This is a genomic window from Burkholderia sp. BCC1640 (assembly GCF_902833125.1).
GTDB lineage: Bacteria > Pseudomonadota > Gammaproteobacteria > Burkholderiales > Burkholderiaceae > Burkholderia > Burkholderia diffusa.
Genome location: NZ_CADFEF010000014.1, coordinates 117,048 through 135,910 on the forward strand (window position 1 = coordinate 117,048; position 18,863 = coordinate 135,910).

The 18,863-nt window shown below is 69.6% G+C and carries 15 protein-coding genes; 13 read left to right on the forward strand and 2 right to left on the reverse strand.

The window, feature by feature from the left end; all coding sequences use genetic code 11:
- Nucleotides 1-7: 7 nt before the first annotated feature.
- Nucleotides 8-625, forward strand: a complete 618-nt coding sequence (locus HWX25_RS17140) for an SCO family protein (RefSeq protein ID WP_059599875.1) — start codon at nt 8-10, stop codon at nt 623-625.
- Nucleotides 626-776: 151 nt separating this feature from the next.
- Here the strand turns inward: HWX25_RS17140 and HWX25_RS17145 are convergent, their stop codons facing one another.
- Entirely contained in the window at nt 777-1,067 is a 291-nt protein-coding gene (locus HWX25_RS17145) for a YciI family protein (RefSeq protein WP_044848209.1), read from the reverse strand.
- 199 nt (nt 1,068-1,266) lie between these two features.
- Between HWX25_RS17145 and HWX25_RS17150 the strand changes: the two genes are divergently transcribed.
- The gene (locus HWX25_RS17150) at nt 1,267-2,835 is read left to right on the forward strand and encodes a methyl-accepting chemotaxis protein (RefSeq protein ID WP_175909310.1); all 1,569 of its coding nucleotides are present in this window, start codon (nt 1,267-1,269) and stop codon (nt 2,833-2,835) included.
- A 174-nt stretch (nt 2,836-3,009) separates the two neighbouring features.
- Nucleotides 3,010-3,825: a MetQ/NlpA family ABC transporter substrate-binding protein gene (locus tag HWX25_RS17155; protein WP_059691441.1), complete on the forward strand. Its 816-nt coding sequence runs from the start codon at nt 3,010-3,012 to the stop codon at nt 3,823-3,825.
- 110 nt (nt 3,826-3,935) lie between these two features.
- Here HWX25_RS17155 and HWX25_RS17160 read toward each other — a convergent pair whose 3' ends face one another.
- Nucleotides 3,936-4,244, reverse strand: coding sequence for a VF_A0006 family four-cysteine protein (locus HWX25_RS17160; protein WP_059526188.1), 309 nt, complete (start codon nt 4,242-4,244; stop codon nt 3,936-3,938).
- A gap of 335 nt (nt 4,245-4,579) precedes the next feature.
- Here HWX25_RS17160 and HWX25_RS17165 point away from each other — a divergent pair, with 335 nt between their 5' ends.
- The 10 genes from HWX25_RS17165 (at nt 4,580) to ptsP (ending at nt 18,845) form a co-directional block, all read left to right on the forward strand.
- Complete coding sequence (locus HWX25_RS17165) at nt 4,580-5,545, forward strand: ABC transporter substrate-binding protein (protein WP_175909312.1); 966 nt, start codon at nt 4,580-4,582, stop codon at nt 5,543-5,545.
- Between the two features lie 139 nt (nt 5,546-5,684).
- Nucleotides 5,685-6,581, forward strand: coding sequence for an ABC transporter permease (locus tag HWX25_RS17170; protein WP_059526182.1), 897 nt, complete (start codon nt 5,685-5,687; stop codon nt 6,579-6,581).
- Nucleotide 6,582: 1 nt separating this feature from the next.
- A complete protein-coding gene (locus HWX25_RS17175) occupies nt 6,583-7,377 on the forward strand; it encodes an ABC transporter ATP-binding protein (RefSeq protein WP_059526179.1) in 795 nt (264 codons plus the stop codon).
- A gap of 245 nt (nt 7,378-7,622) precedes the next feature.
- Nucleotides 7,623-8,330, forward strand: a complete 708-nt coding sequence (imuA, locus tag HWX25_RS17180) for a translesion DNA synthesis-associated protein ImuA (protein WP_175909315.1) — start codon at nt 7,623-7,625, stop codon at nt 8,328-8,330.
- Entirely contained in the window at nt 8,263-9,759 is a 1,497-nt protein-coding gene (locus tag HWX25_RS17185) for a DNA polymerase Y family protein (protein ID WP_175909317.1), read from the forward strand. Before imuA ends, HWX25_RS17185 begins: the two co-directional genes overlap by 68 nt.
- 6 nt (nt 9,760-9,765) lie before the next feature.
- Nucleotides 9,766-12,981: an error-prone DNA polymerase gene (locus tag HWX25_RS17190; RefSeq protein ID WP_175909319.1), complete on the forward strand. Its 3,216-nt coding sequence runs from the start codon at nt 9,766-9,768 to the stop codon at nt 12,979-12,981.
- 320 nt (nt 12,982-13,301) lie between these two features.
- On the forward strand, nt 13,302-14,036 hold the full coding sequence (locus HWX25_RS17195) for a GntR family transcriptional regulator (RefSeq protein ID WP_059703331.1): 735 nt from the start codon (nt 13,302-13,304) through the stop codon (nt 14,034-14,036).
- A gap of 107 nt (nt 14,037-14,143) precedes the next feature.
- The gene (nagA, locus tag HWX25_RS17200) at nt 14,144-15,247 is read left to right on the forward strand and encodes an N-acetylglucosamine-6-phosphate deacetylase (protein ID WP_175909321.1); all 1,104 of its coding nucleotides are present in this window, start codon (nt 14,144-14,146) and stop codon (nt 15,245-15,247) included.
- Entirely contained in the window at nt 15,240-16,247 is a 1,008-nt protein-coding gene (locus HWX25_RS17205; RefSeq protein ID WP_175909360.1) for an SIS domain-containing protein, read from the forward strand. The genes nagA and HWX25_RS17205 overlap by 8 nt, the downstream gene beginning before the upstream one ends.
- A gap of 15 nt (nt 16,248-16,262) precedes the next feature.
- A complete protein-coding gene (gene ptsP / locus HWX25_RS17210) occupies nt 16,263-18,845 on the forward strand; it encodes a phosphoenolpyruvate--protein phosphotransferase (RefSeq protein WP_059819815.1) in 2,583 nt (860 codons plus the stop codon).
- Nucleotides 18,846-18,863 lie beyond the last annotated feature (18 nt).

Sequence of the window (18,863 nt, forward strand, 5' to 3'; positions counted from 1 at the left end):
GAACGCAATGCTCCATTCATGGTTCGGGCGCCGCGCGCGCCAAGGCTGGATGCTCGCGTGCGCATTCGCGGCAGCCACGCTGCTCGCCGGCTGCGACAACGCGCCGAAATTCCAGAATCTCGACATCACCGGCAACACGCAGTTCGGCAGCGATTTCTCGCTGCCCGACACGACGGGCAAGGTGCGCACGCTCGCCGACTTCAAGGGCCGTGCGGTCGTGATGTTCTTCGGCTATACGCACTGTCCGGATGTTTGCCCGACGACGATGGCCGAACTGTCCGAGGCACTGAAGCAGCTCGGGCCCGATGCCGCGAAACGCGTGCAGGTGCTGTTCGTCACCGTCGATCCGGAGCGCGACACGCCCGCGCTGCTCGGCCAGTACGTGCCCGCGTTCGATCCGTCGTTCATCGGCCTGCGGCCGGCCGACGAAGCGGCGCTCAAGAAGGTCACGAAGGATTTCCGCGTGTACTACGCGAAGGTGCCCGGCAAGACGCCCGGCAGCTACACGATGGATCACACCGCCGCGAGCTACGTGTTCGACCGCGACGGCAAGCTGCGCCTGTTCGTGCGTGATGGCCAGGGCCCCGGCCCGTGGGTCCACGACCTGAAGCTGCTGGTCGACTGAGCGGCGCGCGCCGCATGTTCGCCCGGGCGTTCGCCCGGCGAAACGCGTGACGGCCGCGACGCGCCGTCACGCATTCTTCCCGTTTCCCCTCGATCTGCATTCGCCGCCTCGCGAGGCGGCGTGCGTGCGCGTATTCGCGCGCCGGCGCGCGTTACGGCAGTGCCGGCACGTTGAAGCCCTGCGCGGCACGCGTGATCCGGAATTCCGTCACGCGGTACGTCGCGAGCCCTTCGGTCACGAACGGATCGGTTTCCAGAATCGCGTCCAGTTCGTCGCGATCGATGCGGGCTGCGAGGATCACGCCGCCTTCGCGCGGCACCTTCGGCCCCGCCGCGATGAAGATGCCGCGCTCGAACAGCGGCTGCAGATACGCACGGTGGCGTTCGAGCGCATCGTCGATGCGCTCGAGCGACGCGTTGTAGTGGATGTCGATGACGTACATGGATGGCCCTGGAATGTCGCCGGCGCGTCGTGTGCCGGTCAGCCGGTCTTTTTAGCACAGCGGCCGTCGCGTGTCGTGCCGGCCGTCGCGCGTGTATTCAAGTTGTAAGTCTCGCTGCCGTAAATACGGGGGCAACCGTTTGCGCGCGACCGGCCGTTCGCGCGTATGCGGGAATCGACTTCGACAACGAGGCACGCAGATGAGCAGAATGAGTTTGAATCGCAAGCTGTGGCTCGCGCTTGCGCTGGTATGGATCGGCCTGCTCGGCGTCGGCGCATGGAGCGCATACGAGACGCGCGCGACGATGCTCGCCGAACGCAAGGCCGGCATCGCCAATCTGGTCGACTCGGCGGCCGGCATTGTCAACGCATATCACGCGCTCGCGCAGAGCGGCACGCTGCCCGAGGCCGACGCGAAGCGCGACGCGCTCGCGAGCCTGGCCGCGATGCGCTACGGCGAGTCGGGCTATGTGTTCGTGATGGATTCGAAACCCGTCGTGCTGATGCACCCGACGCTGCCGAAGCTGGTCGGCACGCAGGTCGGCGACTATCTCGACCCGGACGGCAAGCCGCTGTTCGTCACGATCCTGAACGCGGCGAAGGCGACCGGCAGCGGCTTCGCCGAGTATCGCGGGCGGTTGCCGCACAGCGAGACCGCGGTGCCGAAGATCAGCTACGTCACGCGCTTCGCGCCGTGGGACTGGAACATCTCGAGCGGCGTGTTCCTCAAGGACATCGATACCGTCTATTACCGGACGCTGTTCGGCCACCTCGCGGTCGTGTTCGTGATCGGTTTCGTGATCAGCGCGGCGATGCTCGTGATCATTCGCAACGTTCGCGGCAGCCTCGGCGGCGAGCCGGACGAAGCGGCCGCGCTGGCAACGCGCATCGCGCAGGGCGACCTCACGCGGCCGGTGCCGGTGCGTGCGGGCGACGACACGAGCATGATGGCGGCGATGCGCGACATGCAGGCGCGCCTGCAGGCGACGATCGGCGGAATCCGCCAGTCGGCCGAGTCGATTGCGTCGGCGAGCCGCGAGATCGCGTCCGGCAACGACGACTTGTCGCAGCGCACCGAGGAGCAGGCCGCATCGCTCGAGGAAACGGCCGCGAGCATGGAGCAGCTGACCGCGACGGTGAAGCAGAACGCCGACAACGCGCGGCAGGCGAGCGGGCTCGCGAACAACGCATCGGAGATCGCGCGGGCGGGCAACGACGTCGTCAGTCGCGTGATCGGCACGATGGGCGAGATCGACGACAGCTCGCGCAAGATCGCCGACATCATCGGCGTGATCGAGGGCATCGCGTTCCAGACCAACATCCTCGCGCTGAACGCGGCGGTCGAGGCCGCGCGGGCCGGCGAGCAGGGGCGCGGCTTCGCGGTGGTCGCGGGCGAGGTGCGATCGCTCGCGCAGCGCAGCGCGACGGCGGCGAAGGAGATCCGCGAGCTGATCGTCGATTCGGTCGAGCGCGTGCGCAACGGTTCGACGCTGGTCGGCCAGGCCGGCACGACGATGGGCGAGATCCTGCAGGCGGTCGCGCGCGTGACCGACATCATGGGCGAGATCGCGGCGGCGTCCGAAGAGCAGGCGAGCGGCATCACGCAGGTCGGGCGCGCGGTCACGCAGATGGATCAGGTCACGCAGCAGAACGCGGCGCTCGTCGAGGAGGCCACCGCGGCCGCGGCGTCGCTGCAGGAGCAGGCCGGGCGGCTGCGCGACGCGATCGGCGCGTTCCGGGTCGCCGACGCCGGTGCCCGCGTACACTGAACGCAACTAACGGCCGAGCCGCGCATCGTCTGCCGGCACTGCCGCGGTGCATACCCATATGAGCGGGATGTATTTCACTTCCGGCCGATCCTGTGACACCATTTGCCCCTTCCTGCGAGTTCGGGGATACCCGTATCGCGCCCCATTTTTAGTTAGCAAGCAAGCGAGAAACAGATGAAGCGTCGCAGTCTCCTGAAGGTATTTTCCGTGCTGGCCACCGGTGCCGCGCTGACGCTGTCGGCGGGCGCGCACGCCGAGGACAAGGTCATCAAGGTCGGCACGGTCGCCGGCCCGGATGCGGAAGTGTGGCAGCTCGTGCAGAAGGTCGCGAAGGAGAAGGAAGGCCTGAACGTGAAGGTCATCGAGTTCAACGACTACGTGCAGCCGAACGCGGCGCTCGATGCGGGCGACCTCGACGCGAACAGCTTCCAGCACCAGCCGTACCTCGACAGCCAGGTGAAGCAGCGCGGCTACAAGATCGTCAGCGCGGGCCTGACCTATATCTCGCCGATCGGCGTGTACTCGAAGAAGTTCAAGGCGCTGAAGGACCTGCCGCAAGGCGCGAAGCTCGCGGTACCGAACGATCCGTCGAACGAGAACCGCGCGCTGCTGCTGCTGCAGACGCAAGGCGTGATCAAGCTGAAGGCCGGCGCCGGCACGGGCGGCAACAACGCGACGGTGCTCGACATCGCCGAGAACCCGAAGAAGCTGAAGATCTCCGAGCTCGACGCCGCGCAACTGCCGCGCGTGCTGTCGGATGTCGACGCCGCCGTGATCAACACGAACTACGCGCTCGCCGCGAACCTGCAGCCGACCAAGGACGCGATCGCGCTCGAATCGCTGACGAGCCCGTATGCGAACCTGATCGCCGTGCGCGCGAAGGACAAGGATCAGCCGTGGGTGAAGAAGCTGGTGAAGGCGTACCAGTCGGCGGAAGTACGGGAATTCATCAAGAAGCAGTTCAAGGGCTCGATGGTCGCGTCGTTCTGAACGTTGCACACCGGTCGGACCGCTGAAACGAAAGGGCCTGCATCGCGCAGGCCCTTTTTCGTTGGCGCCGCCGGCAGACCATGGCGCGGCGCCCGGCGTTCAGCGCCGGCTCACATCTCGCCGCGCCGCGAGCAGATCGCCATGATCTGCTGGATCGCGTAGTTGTCGCGCACGCCCGGCAACGACTGCACGACGCACTCGTGAAAGCGCCGCTCGCGCGGCAGCAGCATCGCGTTGTTGCGGTACAGCGCGTCGCACGAGCGCTGGATCAGTTGCGCGGCCGCGCCGTTGCGGCTCTCGCGCAGCGCGCCCAGCATGCAGTCGTCGTATTGCGCGCTGCCGTCGGTCAGCGCGAATGCCGCGCCTGGCAGCACCAGCGCGACGGCCGCGCACGCGATCGCGTGGAGTCCCCGTTTCATGCACCCTCCGATGGTGTGGATTGGGTCGGCGGACAGCATAACGTAAAGCTGTGAATGCGGCTGACGCGTTGCGCCGGGACCGGCGCGGAGCGCCGCCGGCCGGGCTTCACGAGCGTTTCGCAGCGGAGCGGCGGCCGCGTGTGCCGGCCGGCCGCCCGAAAGCGCGGAGTCAGGCGGTGGTCTGCGGAAATGGTATCCTCGTGCGTTCGCCGCCGCGCGCCTTCCCGGGGCCCGCGCGGGGCCGCTGCCGCCGTATCGCGCGCGCATCGGCACCTGCATGACGGCGGCGGGAATCCATCATCCAGAACCGACACAAATACGGGGGAGACTCACCCATGAAGCGTTTCAAGACTTTCGCAATCCGTTCGATCACGGCCGGCGTCGCCGCATTCGCGCTGGCAGGCGCCGCGCACGCCCAGACGGTCAAGGTGCTGTCGATCGTCGACCATCCGGCGCTCGATGCGATCCGCGACGGCGTGCGTGCCGAACTGAAGGCGGAAGGCTACGGCGACGACAAGCTCAAGTGGGAATACCAGAGCGCGCAGGGCAACACGGGCACGGCCGCGCAGATCGCGCGCAAGTTCGTCGGCGACCAGCCCGACGTGATCGTCGCGATCGCGACGCCGGCCGCGCAGGCGGTGGTCGCGTCGACGAAGAGCGTGCCGGTCGTGTATTCGGGCGTGACCGATCCGGTGGCCGCGCAGCTCGTGAAGGGCTGGGGCGCGTCGGGCACCAACGTGACGGGCGTCTCCGACAAGCTGCCGCTCGACCGTCAGGTCGCGCTGATCAAGCGCGTCGTGCCGAAGGCGAAGACGGTCGGCATGGTCTACAACCCGGGCGAGGCAAACTCGGTCGTGGTCGTGAAGGAGCTCAAGGAGATCCTCGCGAAGCAGGGGATGACGCTGAAGGAAGCGGCCGCGCCGCGCACCGTCGACATCGGCCCGGCCGCGAAGAGCCTGATCGGCAAGGTCGACGTGATCTACACGAACACCGACAACAACGTCGTGTCCGCGTACGAAGCGCTCGTGAAGGTCGCGAACGAAGCGAAGATCCCGCTCGTCGCCGGCGACACCGACAGCGTGAAGCGCGGCGGCATCGCGGCGCTCGGCATCAACTACGGCGACCTCGGCCGGCAGACCGGCAAGGTCGTCGCGCGCATCCTGAAGGGCGAGAAGCCGGGCGCGATCGCGTCGGAGACGAGCAGCAACCTCGAGTTGTTCGCGAACACGGGCGCGGCCGCGAAGCAGGGCGTGACGCTGTCGCCGGATCTGCTCAAGGAAGCGAAGACGGTCATCAAGTAAGCCGCGGCCCGACCGCCGCGCTTGCAGGCCCGATCCGGGCCTGAACGAAACCGCCGGGCGGGCGGCTCCCACCCGGGGCCGCCCGTCCGCTTCGCCCGGCCGTACACGTCCGGCCGGGAAGCAACAGGATTTCCCCATCATGTCTCTGTTCTCGTTTCTGGGCGCGCTGGAGATCGGCCTGATCTTCAGTCTCGTCGCCCTCGGGGTGCTGATTTCATTCCGCATCCTCAACTTCCCCGACCTGACCGTCGACGGCAGCTTTCCGCTCGGCGGCGCCGTCGCCGCGACGCTGATTTCCGCTGGCCACGACCCGTTCACGTCGACGGTGATCGCGATCGTCGCGGGCGCGCTGGCCGGCTTCGTCACCGGCTGGCTCAACGTGCGCCTGAAGATCATGGACCTGCTCGCCAGCATCCTGATGATGATCGCGCTCTACTCGGTGAACCTGCGGATCATGGGCCGGCCGAACGTGCCGCTCATCACCGAGCCGACGATCTTTACCGTGCTGCAGCCCGACTGGATGCCCGACTACGTGCTGCGCCCGGCGCTGCTCGCGATCGTCGTCGTGGTCGCGAAGCTCGGCCTCGACTGGTTCTTCTCGTCGCAGCTCGGCCTCGCGATGCGCGCGACCGGCGCGAACCCGCGGATGGCGCGCGCGCAGGGCATCGCGACGGGCCGCGCGACGCTCGCCGGGATGGCGCTGTCGAACGCGCTCGTCGCGCTCGCCGGTGCGCTGTTCGCGCAGACGCAGGGCGGCGCCGACATCTCGATGGGGATCGGCACGATCGTGATCGGGCTGGCCGCGGTGATCATCGGCGAAACGCTGCTGCCCGCGCGCCGGCTCGTGCTGACGACGCTCGCCGTCGTGCTCGGCGCGATCGTCTACCGCTTCTTCATCGCGCTTGCTCTGAACAGCGAATTCATCGGCCTGAAGGCGCAGGACCTGAACCTCGTGACGGCCGCGCTCGTCACGATCGCGCTGGTGCTGCCGGCGACGCGCAAGAAGCTGTTCGCGCGCAAGAACGGAGGGGCCTGACATGCTGTCCGCACACGACCTGAAACTCACGTTCAACCCCGGCACGCCGATCGAGACGCGCGCGTTGCGCGGGCTGTCGCTCGAGATTCCCGACGGCCAGTTCGTCGCGGTGATCGGCTCGAACGGCGCTGGCAAGTCGACTTTCCTCAACGCGATCAGCGGCGACCAGCGCGTCGATGCGGGACGCATCGCGATCGACGGCACGGACGTGACGCGCCAGCCGGCGTGGGACCGCGCGCACCTCGTCGCGCGCGTGTTCCAGGATCCGATGGCCGGCACCTGCGAGGCGCTGACGATCGAGGAAAACATGGCGCTCGCGATGGCGCGCGGCGCCCGGCGTGGCTTTCGCGCGGCGCTTGACCGGCCGTCGCGCGAGCTGTTCCGCGACAAGCTGCGTCTGCTGAACCTCGGGCTGGAAAACCGGCTGACCGATCGGATCGGGTTGCTGTCAGGCGGTCAGCGGCAGGCGGTGAGCCTGTTGATGGCGTCGCTGCGGCCGTCGCGGATCCTGCTGCTCGACGAGCACACGGCCGCGCTCGACCCGAAGACGGCCGCGTTCGTGCTGGAGCTGACCGCGCGCATCGTCGCCGAGAGCAAGCTGACGACGATGATGGTCACGCACAGCATGCGCCAGGCGCTCGACTACGGCGACCGCACGGTGATGCTGCACCAGGGGCAGGTCGTGCTCGACGTGTCGGGCGACCAGCGCCGCGGGCTCGACGTGCCGGACCTGCTGCAGATGTTCGAGAAGGTGCGGCACGAGCAGCTCGACGACGACGCGTTGCTGCTCGGCTGACGCGCGGCGGGCGGGCCGGCGCGGTGCGGGGTGCCGCATCGTGCCGGTTCGCCCGGCGGTTGGCGTGTCGGCCCGGCGATTCGGACGACACGATCCGGCCCGCCCGCTCCGGTGCGGCGTAACATGAACGATCGCGCTGGATTTCCCGTCGTTTTTCCTCTGACGAAAAACCGGTTTCGCCTCAGTACTGTGCGACGCACGCGCATTGCCATATACTGTATATCCATACAGTTGTGGGTGGCGTCATGCTCGCATCCTCCATTTCTCCCGAATCCCTTCATCCATCCCTTTGGCGCGGCTCGCAGCTCGCGCGCGGCGGTGCGCGCACGATCGATACGGGTTTCGCGCCGCTGTCGGCCGAGCTGCCGGGCGGCGGCTGGCCGGTCGGCGGCCTCGTCGAGTTGCTGGCCGCGCAGCCGGGCTGCGGCGAGATGCGGCTGCTCGCGCCCGCGCTCGCGCGCACCGTCAGTGCGCGGCGTCCGCTCGCGCTCGTCGCGCCGCCTCAGTCGCCGCATGCGACGGCGCTCGCCGGTCTCGGCGTGCCGGCCGACGCACTGCTGTGGCTGCGCGCCGGCAGCCGCACGGATGCCTTGTGGGCCGCCGAGCAGGCGCTCAGGACGGGCTGCTGCGGTGCGCTGCTGCTCTGGCAGGACGCGCGGCCCGATGCGCTGCGGCGCCTGCATCTCGCGGCCGCGCGCACCGGCGACACGCTGTTCGTGATGCTGCGCCCGCTGTCGGCCGCGCGGCAGCCGTCGCCGGCCGTGCTGCGCGTCGCGCTGCATCCGGTGCCGGGCGGCGTGTCGCTCGACATCGTCAAGCGCCGCGGGCCCGCGCGCAGCGAGCCGCTTGCGCTCGATTTGCCGTCGCCCATCGTGGAGAGCCGCTATGCGCGTCTTGCTCGGCATCCATCTGCCGCGCCTGCCGCTCGACGTGTGCGTCCCGCCGCCGTCTGACGGCGCGGCGGACGACGCAGACGACGCAGGCTGTGCGGTGCTCGAGCAAGGTGTCGTGCTGATTGCCGATGCGCCCGCGCGCCGGCAGGGCGTGCGCGCGGGCATGAAGCGCGGCGGCGTGCTGACGCTCGCGCCCGACACACGGCTCGTCGAGCGCGATCCCGCCCGCGAGGCCGATGCGCTGCGCGCGGTCGCGCTCGCATTGCTGCGCTTCTCGCCGTGCGTCGCACTCGACGACGAAGCGACGCTGATCGTCGACGTCGGCCCGAGCCTGCGCCTGTTCGGCGGCCTGCCGTCGCTGTGCCGCCAGGTGCGCGCGACGCTCGCGGCGCTCGGCTATGCGGCGCGCCTGTCCGCCGCGCCGACCGGGCGCGGCGCGTGGCTGCTCGCGCGCATGTCGGCGCGTGCGCGCATCCGGCGCCGCGTGGCCGGGCCGGCTTCGCTCGTCCGTACGCTCGATCGTCTGCCGTGCGCGCTGCTGCCCGACGCGCGCGCGTATGCGGGCTGGTTCGACGGCCTCGGCTGCCGCACGCTCGCCGATCTGCGCGGCCTGCCGCGCGCGGGGCTGCAGCGCCGCTGCGGTCCGGCGCTGCTCGCCGCGCTCGATCGCGCGTACGGCGATGCGGTCGAGCCGCTTGCGTGGATGGCGGTGCCGCCCGTGTTCGACGTGCGGCTCGAATTGCCGGAGCGCGTCGAATACGCGGAAGCCGTGCTGTTCGCCGCGCGGCGGCTCGTCGTGCAGCTCTGCGGGTGGCTGGCCGCGCGGCAGCTGTCGCTGGCCGCGATGACGTTCGATCTCGAGCACGAGCGCGGCCGTCAGGCCGTGCCGCCGACACCGCTCGAACTCGCGTTCGCCGCGCCCGTGCGCGACGAGACGCACTTCATGCGGCTGCTCGGCGAGCGGCTCGCGCGCGTCGAATTGCCGGCCGCGGTGATCGCGGTGCGGCTGAAGGCCACGCGCGTCGAATCGGTCGCGCCGCCGGCCGACGATCTTTTTCCCGAGCCGGGCGGCACGCGCGAGACGCGTGCGCGGCTGTTCGAACTGCTGGTCGCGCGGCTCGGCGCGGAGAACGTGCTGCGCGCGGCACCCGTCGCCGATCACCGTCCGGAGGCCGCGAACCGCTGGCTGCCGCTCGATGCGCAAGCGGGCAAGCCGGCCGGCGGGCCGCCCGCCGTGCCGCCGCGTCCCGCGTGGCTGCTGGCCGAGCCGCAGCCGCTCCTGATGCGCGAGAACCGGCCGGTGTTCCATACGCCGCTCAGGATGATGTCGTCGGCCGAGCGGATCGAAGCCGGGTGGTTCGACGGGCAACTGGCCGCACGCGATTACTACGTCGCGCAAGACGAGGTCGGTGCGTGCTACTGGGTGTTCCTGGAGCGCTCGGGAAGCCAGGCCGAGCCGCGCTGGTTCCTGCACGGCTTGTTCGGGTGAGTCGAAATGAGTGCGGAATTCAGCTGGCTGCCCGATTACGCGGAGTTGTTCTGCCGATCGAACTTTTCGTTCCTGCATGGCGCGTCGCATGCGGACGAACTGGTCGAGCGCGCGGCCGAACTCGGCTATCGCGGGATCGCGATCACCGACGAATGCTCGCTGGCCGGCGCGCCGCGCATGCATGTCGCGGCGCAGGCGCAAGGGCTCCCGCTCGTCATCGGTTCGTATTTCGAAGTCACGCCGGATGAAGTCGCACCGGGTCACGATCCGGGCCCCGGCGCGTTCGGCCTCGTGCTGCTCGCGCAGAACCGCGAGGGTTACGGCAATCTTGCCGAGCTGATCTCGTGGCGGCGGATGGCCGCGCCGAAGGGCACCTATACGTTGACGTCGCGGATGCTGTCGGCCCCGCCCGCGGCGTTTGCGCACCTGCGCGGCATGCCCGACTGCTTCGCGATCCTCGTGCCCGCGTATCCGGTGCGCGCGGACGTGCTCGATGCGCAGGTCGCATGGTTTCGCGCGACCTTCGGCGAACGCGCGCGGCTCGGACTCGTGCAGCTGCAGCGCGCGCTCGATGGCGCGCAGCGCGAAGAGATTCGCGCGGCCGGCGAGCGGCGCGGCGTGCGTATCGTCGCACTCGGCGACGTGACGATGCACCGGCGCTCGTGCAAGGCATTGCAGGACGTGATGACGGCGATCCGGGTCGGGATGCCGGTTGCCGAATGCGGGTATGCGCTGGCGCCGAATGCGGAGCAGCACCTGCGTTTGCGGCAGCGGATCGGACAGTTGTACGCGCCGGACGAGATCGCGGAGACCTGCGCGATTCTCGACGCGTGCGATTTCGACCTCGGCTCGCTGCGCTACGAGTATCCCGACGAGATCGTGCCGCAGGGGCTGACGCCGACGCGCTATCTGGAACAGGAAACCTTCGCGGGGGCGGCGGGGCGTTATCCGCGAGGCATTCCGGAGAAGGTCGAGAAGCAGATCCGCCATGAACTCGACCTGATCGCGAGGCTGAGCTACGAACCGTTCTTTCTGACCGTCTACGACATCGTCAAATACGCGCGCAGCCAGAACATCCTGTGCCAGGGCCGCGGCTCGGCCGCGAACTCGGTCGTCTGCTACTGCCTCGGCATCACCGAGGTCGATCCCGACCAGAGCACGATGCTGTTCGAGCGCTTCATCAGCGAGGAGCGCGGCGAGCCGCCGGACATCGACGTCGACTTCGAGCATCAGCGCCGGGAAGAGGTCATTCAGCATATCTACGAAAAATACGGCAAGGATCGCGCGGCACTCGCGGCGGCGGTCTCGACGTATCGTCCGCGCGGCGTGCTGCGCGAAACCGGCAAGGCGCTCGGCGTCGATCCGATGCTGGTCGACCGCGTCGCGAAGGGGCATCGCTGGTTCGACGGCAGCCGCGACCTGCTGCAGCAATTCGCGACGACCGGGCTCGATCCGGCCACGCCGATCATTCGCGCATGGGCCGAACTCGCGGGGCGCTTGCTCAACTTTCCGCGCCACCTGTCGCAGCATTCGGGCGGCTTCGTGATCAGCCGCGGCAAGCTCACGCGGCTCGTGCCGGTCGAGAACGCGGCGATGGACGGGCGGCGCGTGATCCAGTGGGACAAGGACGATCTCGAGGCGCTCGGGCTGATGAAGGTCGACGTGCTCGCGCTCGGCATGCTGTCGGCGCTGCATCGCGCCTTCGACATGCGCACCGCGTGGCGCGGGCCGCAGGAGGACGGCCAGCCATTCACGCTGAAGCATATTCCGCAGGATGACGAACCAACCTACGACATGATCTGCCGGGCGGATACGGTCGGCGTATTCCAGATCGAATCGCGTGCGCAGATGTCGATGCTGCCGCGGCTGAGGCCGCGCAACTATTACGATCTCGTCGTCCAGGTGTCGATCGTGCGGCCCGGGCCGATCCAGGGCGGCGCCGTGCATCCGTATCTGAAGCGGCGCAGGATCGTGGCCGGCGAGGAGGAGGGTGAGGTCACGTATCCGAGCGAGGCGCTCAAGGAAGTGCTCGTTCGCACGCTCGGCGTGCCGATCTTCCAGGAGCAGGTGATGCAGATCGCGATCGTCGCGGCGGGCTTCACGCCAGGCGAGGCCGACGAACTGCGCCGCGCGATGGCCGCGTGGAAGCGCAAGGGCAACCTCGAGAAGTATCACGACAAGATCATCGACGGCATGCTCGAACGCGGCTACACGCGCGAATTCGCCGAGCAGATCTTCGAGCAGATCAAGGGCTTCGGCGAATACGGCTTTCCCGAGAGCCACGCGGCCAGCTTCGCGAAACTCGCGTACGCGAGCAGCTGGCTCAAATGCCACGAGCCCGCGATCTTCGTCGCGTCGCTGCTGAACAGCCAGCCGATGGGCTTCTACGCACCCGCGCAGCTCGTGCAGGATGCGAAGCGCCACGGCGTGAAGGTCTTTCCGGCCGACGTCACGCGAAGCGGCTGGGAAGCGTCGCTCGAAGCGCTGCCCGGCCAGCCGCCGCCGCACGGCCAGCCCGCGGTGCGGCTCGGCCTGTCGCTCGTGCGCGGCCTCGGCGAGGCTGCCGCGCGGCGCATCGAGGCCGCGCGCGCGGCCGGCCCGTTCGAGAACGTCGACGCGCTCGCGCGCCGCGCGCAGCTCGAACGGCGCGATCTCGAAGCGCTCGCCGCCGCGAACGCGCTCGCGACGCTCGCCGGCCATCGCCGCGATGCACTGTGGCAGGCCGTCGCCGCGGCACCTGAGCGCGACCTGCTCGCCGCCGCGCCGATCGACGAAACGGAGCTGCCCGTGCTCGGCGCGCCGTCGGAAGCCGACGACATCCTCGCCGACTATCACACCACCGGCCTCACGCTGAACCGCCACCCGGTCGCGCTGCTGCGACCCGCGTTGCGCGCGCAGCGGCTGTCGTCCGCGGCCGAGTTGCGCGACCGTCCCGACGGCCGGCTCGCGCGTGCATGCGGGCTCGTGATCGCGCGGCAGATGCCGGGCACCGCGAAGGGCGTGATGTTCATGACGCTCGAGGACGAGACGGGCTGCGTGAACGTGATCGTGCGGCCCGAGCTGCTCGCGCGGCAGCGCCGCGAAACGCTCGATTCGCGACTGCTCGCGGCGTCGGGCGTGTGGCAGGTCGTCAGCGACGTGAGGCACCTCGTCGCGCAGCATTTCGAGGATCTGACGCCGCTGCTCGGCGGCCTGCGCACGTCGAGCCGCGAGTTCCACTGACGCTGTGCGCCGGCATGCCGCCCGCGCGCCGCCGCCGGATGCATACCAGTCGGCCGAACTGGTTCTATTCCGGTATCGTTTTCGGCTTCCCAAGCCTGGCAAATCCGGCCCGGGAACTGTCCCTTTGCATACCAATCCGGGTAAATCCCTATCCCGCATCGCATTGTAAACAAAGGCTTTCCGGCAACTAAAACGCTTGCCGGGCAAGGCTCCCGGCGATTTTCGCGCCGCTAATACCAGTTCGTTGACTGGTATTATGGTGGTTATATAATGCGTTCACTTTCGACGGTCCGAGATCGTCGTCCGACACCCGGAGGCACATGGAAACCGGCTGGTCCGAACTGGCGCCCGATCCCCTCGACGACACGCCGCTGTATCTGCAGCTCGCCCGCAACCTGGCGAGCGCGATTCACGCCGGCGCGTGGCGGGCCGGCGAGGCGCTGCCGTCGGAGCGGCTGCTGTCGGGGTCGGTCGGCGTGTCGCGGATCACGGCCCGTCGTGCGCTCGCGCTGCTGGTCGAGCAAGGGCTGATCAAGCGGGCGCGCGGGGCGGGCAGCTTCATCACGCCGCGCGTTGCCGATCCGCTGTCGCGTCTCGTCGGCTTCACCGCGAAGATGCGGCAGCGCGGTTTCGTGCCCGATTCGGTGTGGCTGTCGCGCACGCTGCGCACCGCGAGCCGCGACGAGATCACGCGTCTCGGCCTCGCGCCCGGCGCGACGGTCGCGCGGCTCGAGCGGCTGCGCCGCGCGGACGGCATCGTGATGGCCGTCGAGCATTCGACGTTGCCGGCCGCGGTGGTGCCCGATCCGCAGGCGCTCGGCGCGTCGCTGTACGAATACCTCGACGCACGCGGGATGACCGTCGTGCGCGCGCTGCAGCACTTTCGCGCGGCGAACGCGACGCACGAGATCGCGAAGTGGATGTCGGTGAAGCCGGGCTCGGCCCTGCTCGTGATCACGCGCATCGGCTACGGTGTCGACCAGCGCGCGATCGAAGTGTCCGAAACGTATTGCCGCGACGACTATTACGACTTCGTCGCCGAACTGAAACGCTGACGCGCGAGACTGCCCGTGCGCCACGCGCGGCGGGGCGCAACGAAGCACAACGGATTTGCAAATCGCGACGCGGATGTCCGCGTCACCAGATCATCAAGAGAAACGTCATGCTGACTGGAAACATCCTCACCTCCGACGGCTGGATTCTCGGCTCGCTCGACAGCGAGAACGGCCGCATCACCACGCTCGACGGCACGCCCACCGATCCCGCGAAGAACGACGCGCCGTACATCCTGCCCGGCTTCATCGACCTGCACGTGCACGGCGGCGGCGGCGCCGACGTGATGGAAGGCGGCGACGCGATCGAGACGATCGCGCGCACGCACGCGCAGTTCGGCACGACGAGCTTGCTCGCGACGACGATGACCGCGCCGCGCGACGAACTGATGCAGGTCGTCGCGAATCTCGGCACCGTCGCGCGCACGCGCACGCCGGGCGGCGCGCGCGTGCTCGGCGTGCACCTCGAAGGACCGTACATCAACCCCGGCAAGCTCGGCGCGCAGCCGGACGCGGCCGTATCGGCCGTGCTCGACGAAGTGCTGAAGTACCTGTCGATCGCGCCGATCCGGGTCGTCACGCTCGCGCCGGAAATCGCCGGTCACATCGAGATCATCGGCGAGATGGCCGCGCGCGGCGTGCGCGTGCAGCTCGGCCACTCGCTCGCGACCTACGACGACGCCGTCGCCGCGCTCAAGCACGGCGCATGCGGCTTCACGCACCTGTTCAACGCGATGTCGCCGCTGCATCACCGCAACCCGGGCCTCGTCGGCGCCGCACTCGCGCATGCCGAATACGCGGAAATCATCCCCGACCTGCTGCACGTGCATCCGGGCGCGATTCGTGCGGCGTTGCGCGCGATCCCGCGCCTGTATGTCGTGACCGACAGCACGTCCGCCACCGGCATGCCCGACGGCGAATACCGGCTTGGCAGCCAGCACGTGACCAAGTGCCTCGGCGGCGTGCGGCTCGCCGACGGCACGCTCGCCGGCAGCACGCTGACGATGGACCAGGCGCTGCGCAACCTCGTGTCGCTCGGCCTGCCGATCGCCGACGTGTCGAACCGGATGTCGCGCTATGCGGCCGACTACCTCGGCGTCACCGATCGCGGCCGCCTCGAGCGAGGCGCATGGGCCGACCTCGCCGTGTTCGATCGCGACCTGAACCTCACCGCGACCTACGTCGAAGGAGAATCGATTGTCGAATATGCTTAAGGAAGCGCGCGAATCCGCCCAGGTCGTCGCCGCGCAACTCGCCGACACCACGCGCGTCGAAGCGCTCGCCGGCCAACTCCTCGATCACCCGCCGGCCGTCGCGCTGACGGTCGCGCGCGGCAGCTCGGATCACGCCGCCAGCTATTTCGCGAGCCTGACGATGAGCCGCCTCGGCGTGCCCGTCGCGTCGCTGCCGATGTCGGTCGCGACGCTGCAGCAGGCGCCGCTGAAGGTGCAGGACCAGCTCGCGCTGGCATTCTCCCAGTCGGGCAAGAGCCCCGACCTCGTCAACACGATGACCGCGCTGCGCGAAGCCGGCGCGCGCACCGTCGCCGCCGTCAACGTGCTGCCGTCGCCGCTCGCCGACGCGTGCGAGCACCAGCTGCCGCTGCTGGCCGGCCCCGAACTGTCGGTCGCCGCGACCAAGAGCTACATCGCGATGCTGTCGCTGTCCGCGCAGATCGTCGCGTACTGGCAGCGCGACGCCGCGCTGATCACGGCACTGCGCGGCCTGCCCGACGTGCTCGCGCAGGCGGGCCGGCTCGACTGGTCGCCGGCCGTCGCCGCGCTCGCGGGCATCGAGCGGATGATCGTGATCGGCCGCGGCCTCGGTCTTGCGATCGCGCAGGAAGCCGCGCTGAAACTGAAGGAAACCTCCGGCATCCAGGCCGAGGCGTTCTCGAGCGCCGAAGTCCGTCACGGCCCGATGGAGCTGATCGACCGCGACTATCCGCTGCTCGTGTTCGCGCCGCCGGGCCCGGAGCAGGCCGGGCTGCTGCAGCTCGCGCAGGACATGCGCACACGCGGCGCGGCCGTGCTGCTCGCGGCGCCCGGCGGCACGCCCGGCGCGACCTTGCCGCTCGCGCAGTCCGCCCATTCGGCGCTCGACCCGATCGCCGCCATTCTTTCGTTCTACGTGATGGCGGCGGATCTCGCCGTCGCGCGCGGCCGCAATCCCGACACGCCGCGCCACCTGAACAAAGTCACCGAAACGCACTGATAGCCGAGACAGCCGATGAGACGCGCCGAGGAGTCCCAGTTGAAGAGTTCCACCCATGATCAGATCGTCCTGCTTGCCCCGCTGACCGGGCCGATCGTCGCGCTGACCGACGTGCCCGATCCGGTGTTCTCCGGCGGGATGTTCGGCGACGGCATCGGCATCGATCCGCTCGCGGGCCGGCTCGTCGCGCCGTGCGCCGGCATCGTGTCGCATCTCGCGCGCACCGGCCATGCGGTGACGATCACGACGCCGCAAGGCGCGGAAGTGCTGCTGCACATCGGCATCGACACCGTCGAGCTGAACGGGCAGGGCTTCACCGCGCGCGTCGAAGCCGGCGCGCGTGTGGCGGCGGGCGATCTGCTGATCGAGTTCGACCAGGACGCGGTCGCGCGCAGCGCGCATTCGCTGGTCTCGGTGATCGCGATCGCGAACTCCGACGCGTTCGACGTCGTCGAGCGCGCGAGCGGTTTCGCGACGGCCGGCGAGACGCCGCTGCTGACGTTGCGCGGCAAGGGCGAAGCCGCCGCGCAGGCGGCGCAGGCCGGCGCGGCGGCGATGAACGAAGTGCGCCGCGCGGTCGTGCTGACGCAGCCCGGCGGCCTGCATGCGCGCCCGGCTGCGCGGGCGCGCGAAGCCGCGCGCGGGCTCGACGCACATGTCGACGTGCTTTTCGACGGCCGCAAGGCGCCGATCGCAAGCGTGGTCGGCCTGCTCGGTCTCGGCGCCGGCGAAGGCGCGACGATCGAACTGGTCGGCCGCGGTGCGCACGCGCGGGAAGCCGTCGAAGCGGTCGAGCGTGAGTTGTTGCGCGAAGCGCACGGCGAGGTCGAGGAACGGCCGGCGCGGCTCAAGTCGCCCGCACCGCAGCCGATCGTGCGCAACACCGGCGCAACACTCGATCCGAACACGCTCGCGGGCGTGTGCGCGGCGCCCGGCATCGCGGTCGGCACGCTGGTGCGTCTCGACGATGCGGACATCGTGCCGCCCGAACAGGCGACCGGCACGCCCGCGTCGGAAAGCCGCCGGCTCGACCAGGCGCTGACGGCGGTCGATGCCGAACTCGACGAAACGGTGCGCAACGCATCGGCGCGCGGCGCGGTCGGCGAGGCGGGAATCTTCGCGGTGCATCGCGTGCTGCTCGAGGACCCGACGCTGGTCGACGCGGCGCGCGACCAGATCAGCCTCGGCAAGAGCGCGGGCTTCGCGTGGCGCGCGACGATCCGCGCGCAGATCGACACGCTGTCGAAGCTCGACGACGCGCTGCTCGCCGAGCGCGCGGCGGACCTCCGCGACATCGAGAAGCGCGTGCTGCGCGCGCTCGGCCACACGAGCGGCGCGACGCGCACGCTGCCCGACGAGGCCGTGCTCGCCGCCGAGGAATTCACGCCGTCGGACCTGTCGTCGCTCGATCGCCAGCGCGTGACCGCGCTCGTGATGGCGCGCGGCGGCGCGACGTCGCATGCGGCGATCATCGCGCGCCAGCTCGGCATTCCGGCGCTCGTCGCGGTAGGCGACGCGCTGTACGCGATTCCGGACGGCACGCAGGTCGTCGTCGATGCGAGCGCGGGCCGTCTCGAACACGCACCGACCGCGCTCGACGTCGAACGCGCACGCCACGAACGCCAGCGCCTGGACGGCGTGCGCGAAGCGAACAGGCAACAGGCCGGCGCTGCCGCCGCGACCATCGACGGCCGCGCCATCGAGGTCGCCGCGAACATCGCGACGCTCGACGACGCGAACACCGCGGTCGACAACGGCGCGGACGCGGTCGGTCTGTTGCGCACCGAGCTGATGTTCATCCATCGCCAGGCCGCGCCGAGCGTCGTCGAGCACCAGCAGAGCTACCAGTCGATCGTCGACGCGCTGCAGGGCCGCACCGCGATCATCCGCACGCTCGACGTCGGCGCCGACAAGGAAGTCGACTACCTGACGCTGCCGCCCGAACCGAACCCGGCGCTCGGCCTGCGCGGCATTCGCCTCGCGCAGGTGCGCCCCGATCTGCTCGACGATCAGCTGCAGGGCCTGCTCGCGGTGAAGCCGTTCGGCGCGGTGCGGATCCTGCTGCCGATGGTGACGGATGCGGGCGAGCTCGTGCGGCTGCGCAAGCGTATCGACGAATTCGCGCGTGCGCAGGGCCGTACCGAGCCGATCGAGGTCGGCGTGATGATCGAGGTGCCGTCGGCGGCACTGCTCGCCGACCAGCTCGCGCAGCACGCGGATTTCCTGTCGATCGGCACCAACGACCTGACGCAGTACACGCTCGCGATGGACCGCTGCCAGGCCGATCTGGCCGCGCAGTCCGACGGCCTGCATCCGGCCGTGCTGCGCCTGATCGACATCGCGGTGCGCGGCGCGGCGAAGCACGGCAAGTGGGTCGGCGTGTGCGGCGCGCTCGGCGGCGATCCGCTCGCGGTGCCGATCCTCGTCGGCCTCGGCGTGACCGAACTGTCGGTCGACCCGGTGTCGGTGCCGGGCATCAAGGCGCGCGTGCGCCGTCTCGATTACCAGCTGTGTCGCCAGCGTGCGCAGGATCTGCTCGCACTCGACTCGGCACAGGCGGTAAGGGCAGCAAGCCGCGAGGTCTGGCCGCTCGACTGAACGTCGACGGCGGGCGCG

Bases quoted from the DNA above. Each gene is read 5' to 3' on its own strand.
- HWX25_RS17140 (WP_059599875.1), top strand. From the start codon at position 8: ATGCTCCATTCATGGTTCGGGCGCCGCGCGCGCCAAGGCTGGATGCTC.
- HWX25_RS17150 (WP_175909310.1), top strand. From the start codon at position 1,267: ATGAGCAGAATGAGTTTGAATCGCAAGCTGTGGCTCGCGCTTGCGCTG.
- HWX25_RS17155 (WP_059691441.1), top strand. From the start codon at position 3,010: ATGAAGCGTCGCAGTCTCCTGAAGGTATTTTCCGTGCTGGCCACCGGT.
- nagA (WP_175909321.1), top strand. From the start codon at position 14,144: ATGCTGACTGGAAACATCCTCACCTCCGACGGCTGGATTCTCGGCTCG.
- HWX25_RS17165 (WP_175909312.1), top strand. From the start codon at position 4,580: ATGAAGCGTTTCAAGACTTTCGCAATCCGTTCGATCACGGCCGGCGTC.
- HWX25_RS17175 (WP_059526179.1), top strand. From the start codon at position 6,583: ATGCTGTCCGCACACGACCTGAAACTCACGTTCAACCCCGGCACGCCG.
- HWX25_RS17205 (WP_175909360.1), top strand. From the start codon at position 15,240: ATGCTTAAGGAAGCGCGCGAATCCGCCCAGGTCGTCGCCGCGCAACTC.
- HWX25_RS17160 (WP_059526188.1), bottom strand. From the start codon at position 4,244: ATGAAACGGGGACTCCACGCGATCGCGTGCGCGGCCGTCGCGCTGGTG.
- HWX25_RS17195 (WP_059703331.1), top strand. From the start codon at position 13,302: ATGGAAACCGGCTGGTCCGAACTGGCGCCCGATCCCCTCGACGACACG.
- HWX25_RS17185 (WP_175909317.1), top strand. From the start codon at position 8,263: ATGCGCGTCTTGCTCGGCATCCATCTGCCGCGCCTGCCGCTCGACGTG.
- HWX25_RS17145 (WP_044848209.1), bottom strand. From the start codon at position 1,067: ATGTACGTCATCGACATCCACTACAACGCGTCGCTCGAGCGCATCGAC.
- HWX25_RS17190 (WP_175909319.1), top strand. From the start codon at position 9,766: ATGAGTGCGGAATTCAGCTGGCTGCCCGATTACGCGGAGTTGTTCTGC.
- imuA (WP_175909315.1), top strand. From the start codon at position 7,623: ATGCTCGCATCCTCCATTTCTCCCGAATCCCTTCATCCATCCCTTTGG.
- HWX25_RS17170 (WP_059526182.1), top strand. From the start codon at position 5,685: ATGTCTCTGTTCTCGTTTCTGGGCGCGCTGGAGATCGGCCTGATCTTC.
- ptsP (WP_059819815.1), top strand. From the start codon at position 16,263: ATGAGACGCGCCGAGGAGTCCCAGTTGAAGAGTTCCACCCATGATCAG.